The 14,912-nt window shown below is 72.7% G+C and carries 12 protein-coding genes; 7 read left to right on the forward strand and 5 right to left on the reverse strand.

What is annotated here, in order from left to right; translation table 11 throughout:
• Positions 1 to 11 precede the first annotated feature (11 nt).
• Together IE225_RS01515 and ybaK are read left to right on the forward strand one after the other, a co-directional pair.
• Positions 12 to 752, forward strand: a complete 741-nt coding sequence (locus IE225_RS01515) for an LON peptidase substrate-binding domain-containing protein (RefSeq protein WP_190055413.1) — start codon at positions 12 to 14, stop codon at positions 750 to 752.
• An 8-nt stretch (positions 753 to 760) separates the two neighbouring features.
• Positions 761 to 1,261, forward strand: coding sequence for a Cys-tRNA(Pro) deacylase (gene ybaK / locus IE225_RS01520; RefSeq protein WP_190055414.1), 501 nt, complete (start codon positions 761 to 763; stop codon positions 1,259 to 1,261).
• Between the two features lie 63 nt (positions 1,262 to 1,324).
• On the opposite strand, the gene IE225_RS01525 is transcribed toward ybaK, so the two are convergent.
• The 4 genes from IE225_RS01525 to IE225_RS01540 all read right to left on the reverse strand — a co-directional run bounded on the left by IE225_RS01525 (position 1,325) and on the right by IE225_RS01540 (position 5,423).
• The gene (locus IE225_RS01525; RefSeq protein WP_190055415.1) at positions 1,325 to 2,080 is read right to left on the reverse strand and encodes an AAA family ATPase; all 756 of its coding nucleotides are present in this window, start codon (positions 2,078 to 2,080) and stop codon (positions 1,325 to 1,327) included.
• A 34-nt stretch (positions 2,081 to 2,114) separates the two neighbouring features.
• Positions 2,115 to 2,942, reverse strand: coding sequence for an ABC transporter permease (locus tag IE225_RS01530; RefSeq protein WP_190055416.1), 828 nt, complete (start codon positions 2,940 to 2,942; stop codon positions 2,115 to 2,117).
• Between the two features lie 88 nt (positions 2,943 to 3,030).
• On the reverse strand, positions 3,031 to 4,005 hold the full coding sequence (locus IE225_RS01535) for an ABC transporter ATP-binding protein (RefSeq protein WP_190055681.1): 975 nt from the start codon (positions 4,003 to 4,005) through the stop codon (positions 3,031 to 3,033).
• A 206-nt stretch (positions 4,006 to 4,211) separates the two neighbouring features.
• Positions 4,212 to 5,423, reverse strand: a complete 1,212-nt coding sequence (locus IE225_RS01540) for an NYN domain-containing protein (protein WP_190055417.1) — start codon at positions 5,421 to 5,423, stop codon at positions 4,212 to 4,214.
• A gap of 242 nt (positions 5,424 to 5,665) precedes the next feature.
• On the opposite strand from IE225_RS01540, the gene IE225_RS01545 reads away from it, so the two are divergent.
• Positions 5,666 to 5,827: a hypothetical protein gene (locus IE225_RS01545; RefSeq protein WP_229879126.1), complete on the forward strand. Its 162-nt coding sequence runs from the start codon at positions 5,666 to 5,668 to the stop codon at positions 5,825 to 5,827.
• A 170-nt stretch (positions 5,828 to 5,997) separates the two neighbouring features.
• On the opposite strand, the gene dnaE is transcribed toward IE225_RS01545, so the two are convergent.
• Positions 5,998 to 9,537 (reverse strand): DNA polymerase III subunit alpha, encoded by a 3,540-nt coding sequence (gene dnaE / locus IE225_RS01550; RefSeq protein WP_190055418.1) that lies wholly within the window; start codon positions 9,535 to 9,537, stop codon positions 5,998 to 6,000.
• Positions 9,538 to 9,844: 307 nt separating this feature from the next.
• On the opposite strand from dnaE, the gene IE225_RS01555 reads away from it, so the two are divergent.
• From IE225_RS01555 to IE225_RS01570, 4 genes are all read left to right on the forward strand, one after another.
• The gene (locus IE225_RS01555) at positions 9,845 to 11,170 is read left to right on the forward strand and encodes a DUF2252 domain-containing protein (protein ID WP_190055419.1); all 1,326 of its coding nucleotides are present in this window, start codon (positions 9,845 to 9,847) and stop codon (positions 11,168 to 11,170) included.
• A gap of 95 nt (positions 11,171 to 11,265) precedes the next feature.
• A complete protein-coding gene (locus tag IE225_RS01560; protein WP_190055420.1) occupies positions 11,266 to 11,985 on the forward strand; it encodes a hypothetical protein in 720 nt (239 codons plus the stop codon).
• A gap of 187 nt (positions 11,986 to 12,172) precedes the next feature.
• Positions 12,173 to 12,985: a thioredoxin domain-containing protein gene (locus tag IE225_RS01565; RefSeq protein WP_190055421.1), complete on the forward strand. Its 813-nt coding sequence runs from the start codon at positions 12,173 to 12,175 to the stop codon at positions 12,983 to 12,985.
• Positions 12,986 to 13,121: 136 nt separating this feature from the next.
• Positions 13,122 to 14,783 (forward strand): alkaline phosphatase D family protein, encoded by a 1,662-nt coding sequence (locus tag IE225_RS01570; RefSeq protein ID WP_190055422.1) that lies wholly within the window; start codon positions 13,122 to 13,124, stop codon positions 14,781 to 14,783.
• The last annotated feature ends 129 nt before the right edge of the window (positions 14,784 to 14,912 follow it).

Genomic DNA, 14,912 nt, shown 5'->3' on the forward strand with positions numbered 1-14,912 from the left:
GCTGGTGCGCCGTGACCACCGTCCGGCTCCCGCTCTTCCCCCTGAACACGGTGCTGTTCCCGGGGCTCGTCCTGCCGCTGAACGTCTTCGAGGAGCGGTACCGCGCCCTGATGCGCGACCTGCTGAAGACGCCCGAGGAGGCACCCCGGCGGTTCGCCGTCGTGGCGATCCGCGACGGCCACGAAGTGGCGCCGAGCGCACCCGGCATGCCGGACCCGACGGCGCTGCCCGAACGGGGACCCGCGGCCGGCTTCGGCCCCGACCCGGCCCGGGCCTTCCACGGCGTGGGCTGCGTCGCCGACGCGGCCACCATCCGGGAACGGGCCGACGGCACCTTCGAGGTGCTGGTGACGGGCACCACCCGGGTACGGCTGCTGTCGGTCGACGCCTCCGGCGCGTACCTGACGGGCGAGTTGCAGGAGCTGCCGGAGGAACCCGGCGACGAGCCGGGGGAGCTGGCCGAGCGGGTGCTGCGGGCCTTCCGCCGGTACCAGAAGCGGCTGGCGGGCGCGCGGGAGCGGTCGCTGGCCGCCGAGGCGGAGCTGCCGGACGAGCCGTCCGTGGTGTCGTACCTGGTCGCCGCCGCGATGATGCTGGACACGCCGACGAGGCAGCGGCTGCTGCAGGCTCCCGACACCGCCTCGCGGCTGCGCGACGAGCTGAAACTCCTTCGCTCCGAGACCGCGATCATCCGTACGCTGCCGTCACTGCCGGCGTCGGACCTGACGCGCGGCCCGACGAGCCTGAACTGACGGACGAGATGGCGAAGAAGGCGAAGAAGCAGCAGTCCGGCGGGACCCCGGCGACGGTGGCGCTGACGGCCGCGGGCGTGCCGTACACCGTGCACGCCTACGAGCACGACCCCGCCCACCCCTCCTACGGCGAGGAGGCCGCGGAGGCGATGGGCGTCTCCCCGGAGCGGGTGTTCAAGACGCTCGTGGCGGAGGTCGACGGACGGCTCACCGTGGCCGTGGTGCCGGTGTCGGGCTCCCTCGACCTGAAGGCGCTGGCCTCGGCGGTGGGCGGGAAGCGCGCGGTCATGGCCGACCCGGCGCTCGCCGAGCGCACCACCGGTTACGTGCGCGGCGGCATCTCCCCGCTCGGCCAGCGCAAGAGGCTGCCCACGGTGGTCGACGCCTCCGCCGCCGCCCACGCCACGATCTGCGTCTCCGCCGGCCGCCGCGGCCTGGAGGTCGAACTCGCCCCCGCCGACCTCGTCCGGCTCACGGACGCCGTCCTCGCCCCGGTCGGGCGTGCCTGACCGCTCGGCGCCGGCCGCCTCCTGCGGTCGAGCGGCCGGGCGGCCGGGGCCTGCCGGAGGCGGTCAGCCCCGCGCCGGCGACTCCCCGTGCGGCTCCTGGCCGGGGCCCTGCGGGTAGGGGCCCTGCGGGTAGGGGTCCGGGTCGCGCGGTCCGAACAGTGCCGTGAGGCCGAGGTGCACGATCAGCGCCGCCAGCGACCACGCCAGCAGCGCGCCCTTCGCGCCGAGCTTGAGCGGTGCGGAGAACGTCACGCCCTTGCCCACCTGCTTGGCGTGGGCGATCACGTCGTGGGCGGGGCCGAGCCACACCCCGACCCGCCACGCCAGCAGGGAGCCGAGCAGCCCGCCGACGCCCAGGGCCGCCACGAGCGCCACCCCGCCGTGCCGCCGCGCCAGGAACACCGCGGCCGCGCTGACCGCGCCGAAGGCCACCGCGAGCAGCGTGAACGTTCCGTCGACACCGATCGCCTGCTCGCCCTCGGTGTCCTTGAGGTAGACCACCCAGCCGCCGCCGGAGACGTCGCCGACCAGCGGCACGCGCGGCGCCAGCCAGGACCACAGCAGCCCGAGCAGCACACCGGCGAGCGTCACGGCCGCCGTCACCACGGCGGCCTCCCGTATCTCCGTCCTCACCCCGGGTCCGTCCTGCCGGTGGGCGGCCCACCCCGGGCCGTCCCCGGCGGCCGGCACCGGCCGGCCCTGGGCCTGCGGGCCGTGCTGCTCCTGCGGCTGCTGGGCGTCGCCCGCCGGCCGGGCGGACTGCGCGTCCTGGGCGTGCGGGCGGTGCGGCGGCTGAGGGGGAGTCAGTGGTGCGGTCACCCTGCCATCGTGCCAGGCCCGCCCGTGCGGCGCGTCACCGGACGGCGGCACGGCGGTACGCCCACGTCGCGACGGCCAGCGAGACGACGCCGACGCCGGCGCACACGGCCAGGTCGCCGGCGACGAACGTCCAGTCGGGGTGCGCGCCGAAGGTGCGCGCGTAGGCCTCCACGCCGTAGGTGGAGGGCAGCAGGTCGCGGGCGAGGCGGATCACCTCGGGCATCCGGTCGGCCGGCAGCACGCCCAGCAGCAGCGCCGCCGACATGCCGAGCTGCCCGAGCAGCGTGGCGAGCTCGGGCCGCGGCGCGAGCAGCCCGCAGGCGGCGCCCAGCCCGGACAGCGCGGCGCCGGCCAGCGGGATCACCGCCACCAGCACCCACAGATTGCCCAGCGGCAGCCCGAACAGCAGGCACCCGAAGACGGCGGTCACCACGGTCCCGGGCACGGTGAAGGAGGCGTACGCGCCCGCCGCGCCCAGCACCACGGCCGCGGGCGGCACCGGCAGCGTCGCGTAGTGGTCGAGGCCGCCGCCGGCGCGCAGCTGCCCGAAGTACTGGGCGAGCAGGTTCAGGGCGACGTAGGCGACGACGACCACGGAGGAGCCGGCGACCACGGAGCGGGCGTCGCTGCCGCCGTCGTCGACCACCCCCCGCATCATGATCATGATGCCGACGGACTGGAAGACCGCCACGCACAGCAGCGGGATGCGCGCCACCCGGGCCCGGGAGAGCTGCGCCCGGTACACGGCCGCCAGCGACGGCCACAGCCGCGCGCGCGGCCCGAGCCCGGCCGCGTCCGCGGCCGCGCCGGAAGCGGCCGGCGCGCCACCGCCCGGCCTGACCTCGGCGGGTACGACACTCACGTCGAGCTGCTCCTCTTCCCCACGGCGGCGGGGCCGTCACCGGGACGGACCCGCTCGCCGTTTCCTACGGATGCGGCGGCCTGCACGCTCACGTCCTCACCAGACCCTGCCGTGCGGCCCCGCCCAGCGCCAGGTAGACGTCCTCGAGGCTGGGCGTGGCGAGGGTGAAGTCGTCCAGGGCCGCGAAGGCGGCGCCGCCGGTCACCGTGGCGACGGCCGCGCGGGCCTCCTCGGGGGCGAGCCGCAGCGTCCAGCGCCGGCCCGCCTCCACCGCCCGCGCGTGCAGCGCGGCGACCTCGGGAACCTCCAGGGGGGCCCGGTCGCGCCACACCAGCTCCACCCGCACCTCGCCGGCGACCTTCTCCTTCAGCCCGGCGGGCGTGTCGCAGGCGATCACCCGGCCGCGGTCGAGGACGGCGACCCGGTCGAGCACGGTCTCGGCCTCGATGACGTTGTGCGTGACCAGCAGGACCGTGGTGCCGCGCTCGGCGCGCCGCCGGTCCACGGCCGCCCACACCGCGCGGCGGGCCACCGGGTCCATCCCGGTGGTCGGCTCGTCCAGCACCAGCAGCGGCCGCTCCCCCACCAGCGCGGCGGCGAAGCAGGCGAGCCGCCGCTGCCCGCCGGAGAGCTTCTTCAGCGGCTTGTCGGCGATCGGCCCGAGGCCCAGCTCCTCCAGGACGGCGTCCCGCTCCGCCCGCGCCCGCCGCGCGGGGAGGCCGCGCAGCCGCCCGGTGGTCTCGGCCGCCAGCGCCACGGTGAGCTCGTCGAGGGCTGTCGACTCCTGCCCGAGGTAGGCGAGGACGCGGGAGGCCAGCTCGGGGTGGCGCACGATGTCGTGGCCGAGGATGCGGACGCTGCCGGCGTCGGGCCGCAGCAGGCCGGTGAGCTGGCGGACCAGGGTGGACTTGCCGGCGCCGTTCGGGCCGAGCAGGCCGAAGATCTCACCCCGCCGGACGTCGAGCTCCACCCCGTCGGTGGCCCGCACCTCGGGCGTGCCGGGGACGCCGCGCCGGCCGCGCACGGCCGGGTAGGTCTTGGTCAGCCCGCGCACCGCGCACACGACGTCGTCCTCGTGCCGAACTTCGGGTGCCGTGCGCGTACTCACAAAGGACGAGGGTACGGGGTCCGGCCGCCCGTTCCCTCCCCGGGGCGGTGCCGGGAGGCGGATCCTCCGGGGCGGACCAAGCGCGGGTCGGGGAAGTGTCAGCCGTATCCCAAAACTCCGTAAACAGGGTGAGGGGTGAACAAAGCGCGGGGACCGTGTCCTCAGGCGTCCGCCAGGGTGCGCTCCTGTCCCGTGCGGCCGTCGATCTCCCGCCAGAATCCCGCCCGGATGGCGTAGCGGTCGTGCTCGTCGATCTGGTCGTCCTTGTGGGCGAGCAGGCCGAAGCGGGCCGCGTAGCGCAGCAGCTCGCCGTCGATGCGGTGCGGGATGCGCGGGTACATCGCGGACAGCCGCTCCAGGTGGGTGCGGTCGCTCAGGCGCTCCACCCAGCGGCGGGCGAAGACCTGCCCGACCTCGAAGGGGTCGCCGGAGACCGCGGTGATGTCCTCCTCCCGGTCGGCCCACCGCTGCTCGGCCGTGGTGAGCTGCGCCAGCGTCGGCATGGAGGCGATCTCCGGCGGCTCGGCGGGCACGCCGGGGCGGTCCACCCAGCCCCGGTCGGAGGACCAGCGCAGGGTCGCCGTCGCCGGGTGCTGCACCTGCGGCGGCCCGGCGGCGCGCAGGGCGGCGAGGTCCTTGGGCGTGGGCACGTTCCTGACGCGTTCCGCGCCGCCGTTCTGCGGGGTGGCCGCGGCGGGCCGCGGCTCCGGCGCCGGGCGCTCGGGAGCCGCCGTGGCGGCCGGCGCCGACTCGGGCAGCGGCGCGGAGAGGATCGCGGCAATCTCCGGGCGGGGGGCGGGCGGCGGGGCGCAGGTCCCGGTCAGCTCCTTGACCCGGACGGACTTGGTGATCCACGTGCGGTCCAGCACCCGCCGCTCGTCGGCCTCGGCGACCAGGTCCTCGGACTGGTTGTAGTTGTTGTCGGCGGCCTGTACGGCCCACAGGTGGACGGCGACGCCGTGCTCCTTGGCGGCCATCATGCCGGGCAGCAGGTCGCCGTCGCCGGTGACCAGGACGATGTCGGAGCAGGCGCGGTTGCGGGCGAGCTCGGTCAGTTCGGCGTGCATGGCGGCGTCCACGCCCTTCTGCGCCCAGCGGCCGTCGCTGCGGGTGAGGGCGCCGAGCCGGACGGTGACCCGGGGCATCACGCGCAGCCGGCGGTGTTCGGGCTGCGGGACGCGGTCGGGGGCGCCGTCGAACCAGTAGATGCGCAGCAGCGGGCGCTCGGTGTCGGCCTCGGCCCGCTCCCGCAGTGCCTGGATGAGGGCGGTGTGGTCGACGGTGATGCGGGACCGCGAGGGCTCCCCGGCGAGGAGACTGGCGGCGGCCCCCAGCAGATACCCGGCGTCCACCAGGACGATGCAGCGGTCCACGCGATCCACCCTCTTTCCGGGAGGTCTGCTTCGGGTTTGCTTCGGGCTTGCTTCCGACTTGCTTCGAGTCTGCCCGACCGCGCCGGGGTTAACGGCCGGGACTCGATCTTCGGCGTGGCGTTTCGGGCGGCCGCCCGGTCAGCCGCCTTGTCACGCACGGTAATTGTCCGACATGCGTCCGTTGTCGGCTTGTGTGAACCTGGTCCCGGCCCTGGCACCGGATCCCCACAGGAGGTATCACCATGGCCAAGAACAAGAACCGTGACCGAAAGCAGCGGCCGACCGAGCGCGGGCAGCAGGCGAGCCGGCGGCCCGCGGCGGATGCCGAGCCCCGCCCCGAGGTCGAGGTGACCCCCGGCGACGTGGCGCCCCGCAAGCGGGAGCGCAGCTTCGGCCACAACTGATGGTGCGTGCCGGGCCGTTGTCGCCGCCCGGGCACAGGACGAGGGGCGCACCCCGGTACCAGGTGCGCCCCCGTTGCATGTGCGGGCCGGGCGGGAAGTCCCGCGTCGCCCGGCGCCGCCGTTCCCCGCCCGCCGTTCCCCGCCCCGCCGTTCTCCGGCCGGGCCGGGTCTCAGCCCGCCAGGCAGGACGGTCCCAGCAGCACCTTCAGGTCGCCGAAGAGGGCCGGGTCCGGCTTCACCCGGTGGCGGTCCAGGCGCAGCACCCGGGTCGTGCGGGGTCCCTGCAGCTTGATGCGGACCTCGCTGTCACCCTTGTGGGCGTCGAGGATCTCGCCGAGGCGGCTGACCATCGGCGGGGTCACCTTGACCTCCGGGATGGTGAGGACCACGGGCGCGTTGGTGCCCGCGGTGGACAGGTCGGGGACCATCAGCTCCATCGCGACGAGCCGCGGCACGTCCTCGCGCTTGTCGAGACGGCCCTTGACGAACACCACCGCGTCCTCGACGAGTTGCGTCGAGACGAGCTGGTAGGTCGCCGGGAAGAACATGCACTCGATGGAGCCGGCGAGGTCCTCGACGGTGGCGATCGCCCAGGCGTTGCCCTGCTTGGTCATCTTGCGCTGCAGGCCGGAGATGATGCCGCCGATGGTGACCACCGAGCCGTCGGCGTAGTCGCCGCCGGTGAGCTGGGAGATGCCGGCGTCGGCCTTGTCGGCGAGGATGTGCTCCAGGCCGAAGAGCGGGTGGTCGGAGACGTACAGGCCGAGCATCTCCCGCTCCTGGGCGAGCAGGTAGCTCTTGTCCCACTCCTCGGTGGAGAACTCCACGTCCAGTCCGAAGCCGGGCTCGTCGCTCTGGTCCTCGCCCATGCCGCCGAACAGGTCGAACTGGCCCTCGGCCTCCTTGCGCTTGACCGCGACCACGTTGTCGATGAGCTGCTCGTAGTGCTGCATCAGGCCCTTGCGGGTGTGGCCGAGCGAGTCGAAGGCGCCGGCCTTGATCAGCGACTCCGTGGTGCGCTTGTTGCAGACCACCGCCTCGACCTTGTCGAGGTAGTCCGGGAAGGACGTGTACTTCCCCTTGGACTTGCGGGTCCTGATGATCGAGTCGACGACGTTCTGGCCGACGTTGCGCACCGCCGAGAGGCCGAAGAGGATCACGTCGTCGCCCTGCGCGGCGAAGTTCGCCTCCGACTCGTTGACGTTGGGCGGCAGCACCCGGATGCCCATGCGGCGGCACTCGTTGAGGTAGACCGCGGACTTGTCCTTGTCGTCCTTGACGGACGTCAGCAGCGCCGCCATGTACTCGGCGGGGTGGTTGGCCTTCAGGTAGGCGGTCCAGTACGACACCAGGCCGTACGCGGCGGAGTGCGCCTTGTTGAACGCGTAGCCGGCGAAGGGGACCAGCACGTCCCACAGCGCCTGGATGGCCTCGTCGCTGTAGCCGTTCTTGCGGGCGCCGGCCTGGAAGATGACGAAGTTCTTCTCCAGTTCCTCCGGCTTCTTCTTGCCCATGACGCGGCGGAGGATGTCGGCCTCGCCGAGCGAGTAGCCGGCGATGATCTGGGCGGCCTTCTGCACCTGCTCCTGGTAGACGATCAGGCCGTAGGTGACGTCCAGGACCTCCTTGAGCGGCTCCTCCAGCTCGGGGTGGATGGGCGTGATCTCCTGCTGCCCGTTCTTGCGCAGCGCGTAGTTGATGTGGGAGTTCATGCCCATCGGGCCCGGCCGGTACAGGGCCGAGACGGCGGAGATGTCCTCGAAGTTGTCGGGCTTCATCATGCGCAGCAGGGAGCGCATGGGGCCGCCGTCGAACTGGAAGACGCCGAGGGTGTCGCCGCGCTGCAGCAGCTCGAAGGTCTTGGGGTCGTCGAGCGGGAGGCTGAGGAGATCGATGTCGATCCCCTTGTTGGCCTTCACCATCTTGACGGCGTCGTCCATGATCGTCAGGTTGCGCAGGCCCAGGAAGTCCATCTTCAGCAGGCCGAGCGACTCGCAGCTCGGGTAGTCCCACTGCGTGATGGTGACGCCGTCGGTGTGCCTGACCCAGACGGGGACGTGGTCGACGATGGGCTCGCTGGACATGATCACGCCGGCCGCGTGCACGCCCATCTGCCGCACCAGGCCCTCCACGCCGCGCGCGGTGTCGATGACCTTCTTCACGTCCGGCTCGTTCTCGTACATCTGCCGGACCTCGGCGGCCTCGGAGTAGCGCGGGTGGCTGGGGTCGGTGATGCCGGAGAGCGGGATGCCCTTGCCGAGGACGTCGGCGGGCATGGCCTTGGTGATGCGGTCGCCCATCGCGTACGGGTAGCCCAGCACGCGCGCGGCGTCCTTGATGGCGTTCTTCGCCTTGATGGTGCCGTACGTGCCGATCTGGGCGACCTTGTCCTCGCCGTACTTCTCGGTGACGTACCGGATGACCTCGGCGCGCCGGCGCTCGTCGAAGTCGATGTCGACGTCCGGCATGGAGATGCGCTCGGGGTTGAGGAAGCGCTCGAAGATCAGGCCGTGCGGGATCGGGTCGAGGTCGGTGATGCCGAGGGCGTAGGCGACGATCGAGCCCGCCGCGGAGCCCCGGCCGGGGCCGACGGCGATGCCGTTCTTCTTGGCCCACATGATGAAGTCGGCGACCACGAGGAAGTAGCCCGGGAACCCCATCTGGATGATGACGTCCATCTCGTACTCGGCCTGCTTCATGCGGTCCTCGGGGATCCCGTCGGGGTAGCGGCGCTGCATGCCGCGCCGCACCTCCTCCTGGAACCAGGTGACCTCGGTGTAGCCCTCCGGGATGTCGAACTTCGGCATCAGGTCGCGCTTCTCGAACATGCCGGTGGTGTCGATCTGCTCGGCGACGAGAAGCGTGTTGCGGCAGCCCTCCTGCCAGGCGTCCGAGGAGTCGATGGCGTACATCTCCTCGGTCGACTTCAGGTAGTAGCCGGTGCCGTCGAACTTGAAGCGGTCGGGGTCGGAGAGGTTCTTGCCGGTCTGGATGCACAGCAGCGCGTCGTGCGCGCCGGCCTCGTGGTCGTAGGTGTAGTGCGAGTCGTTGGTGACCAGCGGCGGGATGCCGAGCTTGCGGCCGATCTCCAGCAGGCCGTCGCGGACCCGGCGCTCGATCTCGATGCCGTGGTCCATCAGCTCCAGGAAGTAGCGGTCCTTGCCGAAGATGTCCTGGTAGTCGGCGGCCGCCTTGAGGGCCTCGTCGAACTGGCCGAGGCGCAGCCGGGTCTGCACCTCGCCGGAGGGGCACCCGGTGGAGGCGATCAGGCCCTCGGACCACTGGGCGATGGTCTCCTTGTCCATCCGGGGCCACTTCTGCAGCCAGCCCTCCTTGTAGGCGTCGGAGGAGAGCCGGAACAGGTTGTGCAGGCCCGTCTTGTTCGCCGCCCAGATCGTCTTGTGGGTGTAGCCGCCGGAGCCGGAGACGTCGTCCTTCCGCTGGTGCGGCTGACCCCAGGTGATCTTGCGCTTGTTCCGCCGCGACTCGGGCGCGACGTACGCCTCGATGCCGATGATCGGGGTGATGCCGGCCTTCTTCGCGGAGTGGAAGAAGTCGTACGCGCCGTGGAGGTTGCCGTGGTCGGTGATGGCGATGTGGGTCATGCCCATGTCCTGGCACGCCTGGAACATGTCCTTCAGCCGCGCGGCACCGTCCAGCAGCGAGTACTGGGTGTGGACGTGCAGGTGCGTGAACGGCGGCTTCGACACGTACGGCCTCCAACGGAAACGGCTGCGGAAACGGCTGTGGAAACGGCTGTGGAAACAACGGACAACGGTCCGCGGTCACTCCGGGGACAGCGTCGAAGTCTATGCCCCGGCACTGACACTTCAGGGCCTTCACCGCGTACCTTCGTGCGTGGGTCGCGGCACCCGCGTGGATCTTTCCGTCGATCTTCACCTGGGGGTCACGGGCACTCCCGCGGACCGCCGCACGTTGGGCAGGAGGACGGGCCAGCCGTCTCCCCGCCCGTCACCCCCATTGTCCCGCACGTCACGCACCAGGAGGCACCCAGCGATGTCGGTCCCCCCGCTCAACGACGAGCAGCGCGGCGAGGAGATCCTCGCCGTCTTCGACACCGCCTTCGGCGAGCTCCTGGCCGCCGACCCGGCCGCGTTCCGGGTGAAGTTCCGCAAGATGGCGGCCTCGGCCTTCGCGTTCTACCGGGGGACGGCGTGCCTCTTCTACCACGACATCGGCGCCGAGAAGCGGGGCGGCCCGTACCTGGACGACCGCACCTCGCGCGTGTGGATCCACGGCGACCTGCACGCGGAGAACTTCGGCACGTACATGGACTCCAACGGCCGCCTGGTCTTCAACGTCAACGACTTCGACGAGGCCTACGTCGGCCCGTTCACCTGGGACCTGAAGCGCTTCGCCGCCTCCGTGGCCCTCATCGGCTACGCCAAGGCGCTCAGCGACGAGCAGATCACCCACCTGGTCACGGTCTACGCGCAGGCCTACCGGGAGCGCATCCACGCCCTGGCCACCGGCGCCAAGAGCGACGAGGTGCCGCCCTTCACCCTGGACACCGCCCGGGGCCCGCTGCTGGACGCGCTGCGCGACGCCCGCTCCCTGACCCGCTTCGCGCTCCTGGACTCGATGACCGAGATCCGCGACTTCGAGCGCCGCTTCGCCCCCGGCCCCGGCACCCTGGAGCTGGACGCCGCCACCCGCTACAAGGTGCTGGCCGCCTTCGACGGCTACCTGGAGACGCTGCCGGAGACCTCGCTGGCCCGCCCGGACTCCTACCGCGTGAAGGACGTCGTGGGCCGCCGCGGCATCGGCATCGGCTCCGCGGGCCTGCCGTCGTACAACATCCTGCTGGAGGGCCACAGCGACGCGCTGGAGAACGACGTCGTGATCTACATCAAGCAGGCCCAGACCCCGGCGGTGTCCCGGCACGTCACCGACCCGGCGATCCGCGACTACTTCCAGCACGAGGGCCACCGCACGGTGATCTCCCAGCGCGCCCTGCAGGCGCACGCCGACCCGTGGCTGGGCTGGACCGAGCTGGACGGCGCCGGCCAGCTGGTCGCCGAGGTCTCGCCGTACGCGGTGGACCTGGACTGGGACGACATCGACGACCCGGAGGAGATCTCCCAGGTCGTCGCCGACCTCGGCCGGGCCACGGCCACCATGCACGCGGCCGCCGACGACACCTCCGGCGAGTCGCTGGTGCCGTTCTCCACCGAGCGGGCCATCGACGCGGCGATCGCGGCGGACGAGGAGGGCTTCGCGCCCCTGCTGGTCGACTTCGCCCACACCTACGGGGCACGCGCGCGGGCCGACCACCAGATCTTCGTCGACCTGTTCCGCAACGGCCGGATCCCGGGCCTGTGACGGCCCGCGCGGCCGGACCGGCCCCCGGGGATCCTGTCCTCACAGGAACCCTTTAAGAACTTCCTACGCCGACACGTGACACACTCTCCTCCGCCATGGACATATCCGGGACCCACTGCAGAGCCGTACGCGCGGCGCTGTTCACGGCACTGGTCGTGACTCTCAGCACCGCGTCCCACGTGCTGCTGTCCCGGGTCCCGCTCCCGCCGGTCACGGTGGCCGCGGTCGCGGCCGCCGTGTTCGCCGCCGCGTACGCCCTGGCCGGCCGCGAGCGCGGCTTCCGGGCGATCGCGGCCCTGCTGATCCCGCTGGAGCTGGCCGCCGACACCGTCTTCACCACCGGCCAGCACGTCTGCTACGGCCCCGCGGGCGGCCCCGTCGCCGGGCCGCTGCGCTCCGTCGGCTTCGACGTGCTGTGCGCCGGCGGCACCGGTGTCGGCACCCCGCTGACCCGGGTCCCGGGCACCGGCACCGGCACCGGCACCGGCACCGACCGCCTCGTCGCCCTCCTGGCGCACGCGAGCCCGGCGACGGCCTGGCTGCTGCTCGCCGCCCACGTCACCGTCGGCCTGATCGCCGCCGCCTGGCTGCGCCGCGGCGAGCGGGCCCTGGCCGAGCTGCTCGGCGCGGCGGCCGCCCTCACCTTCCGGCCGCTGCTGCTCGCGGTCGCCGCCGTGACCGTGCGCCGGCCCCCGGCCGTGCGCCGGCCCCCGGCGCGCCCCGCGCCCCGGCCGGCCCGCGCGCGCGACCGGCTCCTCGTGCACTCCCTGGGACGGCGTGGACCGCCGCGCCCGGCCGCCCGCGCCGTCGCCTGAACGACACGACACGGCGAACGCGGCGGCACCGCGGCATCGCGCCGCACCGCCGCGCCACTGCGGCATCGCGCCACCGCGGCGCCGCGGCACCGCCCACCGCTTCGGCGACAGCGCGCGGCAGAGGCACCCCGCCATCCAACGACCTCGCGCGCACACCCGTGCGCGTCCCACCGGGAGAGACACCACCATGAGCAAGCGCAACAGCCAGGCCGCCAAGACCGCCGCCCGCGAACGGCTGCGCCAGGAGCGCGAACGCCAGGCCAAGCGGGCCAAGGTCCGCCGCAACATCCTCGTCGCCGCCTCCGTCGTCGCGGTCATCGCGGCGGCGGGCGGCATCGGCTACGCCATCGTCCAGGCGAACAAGCCGAGCCACTGGGAGGCGGTGAAGGACGACAAGCTCGTCAAGCCGGCCCACACCTCCGGCGCCGACGGCACCACGGTCGTCATCGGCAAGAGCAGCGCCAAGAAGACCCTCGTGATGTACGAGGACCCGCGCTGCCCGATCTGCGCCCAGTTCGAGCAGGCCGTGGGCTCGACGGTCAAGAAGGACGTCGACGGCGGCAAGTTCAAGCTCCAGTACGTGGGCGCGTCGTTCATCGACGGCAACACCCAGGGCGAGGGCTCCAAGAACGCCCTGAGCGCCCTCGGCGCCGCGCTGAACGTCAGCCCGGAGGCGTTCCTCGAGTACAAGAGCGCGATGTACTCGAAGAAGTGGCACCCGGAGGAGACGGACGACAAGTTCAAGGACGACGCCTACCTCATCAAGATCGCGGACACCGTGCCCGCCCTCAAGGGCAACCAGGCCTTCCAGAAGGCGGTCAAGGACGGCACCTACGACAAGTGGGCGCTGGAGATGTCCGCGAAGTTCAACAAGAGCGGAGTACGGGGCACGCCGACGCTGAAGATGGACGGCAAGACCATCACCGGCCCCGACGGGCAGAACGCGCCGATGACGGTGGCCGATTTCAACGCGGCGATGGACAAGGCGCTCAAGGCCTGACCTCGCGCGGCCGGGGTCAGTCGGGACGCCGGTCCCGACTGACCCGGTCCGGACCGGTCGACATCCGGCCGAAGAGCGGGCGAACTTTCGGCAGTTCGCCCGCTCTCGCGCGTACCGGTCAGTAGCCTGATCGGCCGTGACCAGACCACACAGATCTTCCGAGGACACCAACTCCCTTCGCCCGCACCGCCGTACGGTCGTCAAGGCCGCGGCGGCCACCGCCGTGCTGGCCGGGCCGTTCGCCGCCACGCGGCCGGCGCGGGCCGCCGCGCAGGCGCCCGCCTTCCTGCACGGAGTGGCCTCCGGCGACCCGCTGCCGGACGGCGTGCTGCTGTGGACCCGGGTGACGCCCACGCCGGAGGCCATACCCGGCTCCGGGCTGGGCCCGGACGTCGAGGTCGACTGGGTGGTGGCCAGGGACCGGGCGTTCACCAGCGTCGTCGCCCGGGGCTCCACGGTCGCCACCGCGGCATCCGACCACACCGTCAAGGCGGACGTGCGCGGCCTGGAGCCGGCCACCGACTACTGGTTCCGCTTCTCCGCCGGCGGCACCGTCTCGCCCGCCGCCCGTACCCGCACCGCGCCCGCCGCCGAGGCCGCGGTCGCCGGCCTGAGGTTCGGCGTGGTCTCCTGCGCCAACTGGGAGGCCGGCCACTTCGCCGCCTACCGCCACCTCGCCTCCCGCGGCGACCTGGACGCCTGGCTGCACCTGGGCGACTACATCTACGAGTACGGGTCCGGCGAGTACGCGGCCCGCGGCACCGTCGTGCGGCCGCACTCCCCCGCCCACGAGATCCTCACCCTCGCCGACTACCGGATCCGGCACGCGACGTACAAGACCGACCCGGACCTGCAGGCGCTGCACGCGGCGGCACCGGTCGTGGCGATCTGGGACGACCACGAGTTCGCCGACAACGCCTGGTCCGGCGGCGCGGCCAACCACACCGAGGGCGCCGAGGGCACCTGGGCCGCCCGCAAAGCCGCCGCCAAACAGGCCTACTTCGAGTGGATGCCGGTCCGCCCGGCGCTCGAGGGCACCACCTACCGCCGGCTGCGCTTCGGCCGGCTGGCCGACCTGTCGCTGCTGGACCTGCGTTCCTTCCGCTCGCAGCAGGCCGCCACCGGCAGCGGCGCGGTCGACGACCCGGACCGCACCCTCACCGGCCGCGCCCAACTCGACTGGCTCAAGGCGGGTCTGAGCGCGTCCGACACGACCTGGCGGCTGGTCGGCAACTCGGTGATGATCGCGCCGTTTGCCGTCGGCTCCCTCTCCGCCGACCTGCTCAAGCCGCTGGCGAAGCTGCTGGGGCTGCCGCAGGAGGGGCTCGCCGTCAACACCGACCAGTGGGACGGCTACACCGACGACCGCCGCGAACTCCTCGCCCACCTGCGCGCGCACCACATCCGCAACACCGTGTTCCTCACCGGCGACATCCACATGGCGTGGGCCAACGACGTGCCGGTGGACGCCGGTACGTACCCGCTGTCGCCGTCGGCGGCCACCGAGTTCGTGGTGACCTCGGTGACCTCCGACAACCTCGACGACTTCGTCAAGGTGCCGGAAGGAACGGTCTCCGCGGTGGCCGCGCCGGTCATCCGCGCCGCCAACCGGCATGTGCACTGGGTCGACACCGACCGGCACGGCTTCGGCGTCCTCGATCTGACCGCCGAGCGCGCGCAGATGGACTACTACGTCCTGTCCGACCGCACGGCCGCCGACGCCTCGGCGTCCTGGGTGCGCTCGTACCGCACGCGCAGCGGCACGCAGACCGTCGAGCGGACGTACGACCCGGTCTGACGCCGCCCGCGAAACGGCCCGCCCGGGAACCGCTCCACCACCGCGGCGACGGGAACCGCCTCACAGACCGGGGCGGCAGGCACCGCGCCGACGGGAACCGCCGGGAATTACAGCGGGAATTACAGCGGG

The organism is Streptomyces echinoruber (assembly GCF_014651135.1).
In the GTDB taxonomy this organism is placed as follows: Bacteria; Actinomycetota; Actinomycetes; order Streptomycetales; family Streptomycetaceae; genus Streptomyces; species Streptomyces echinoruber.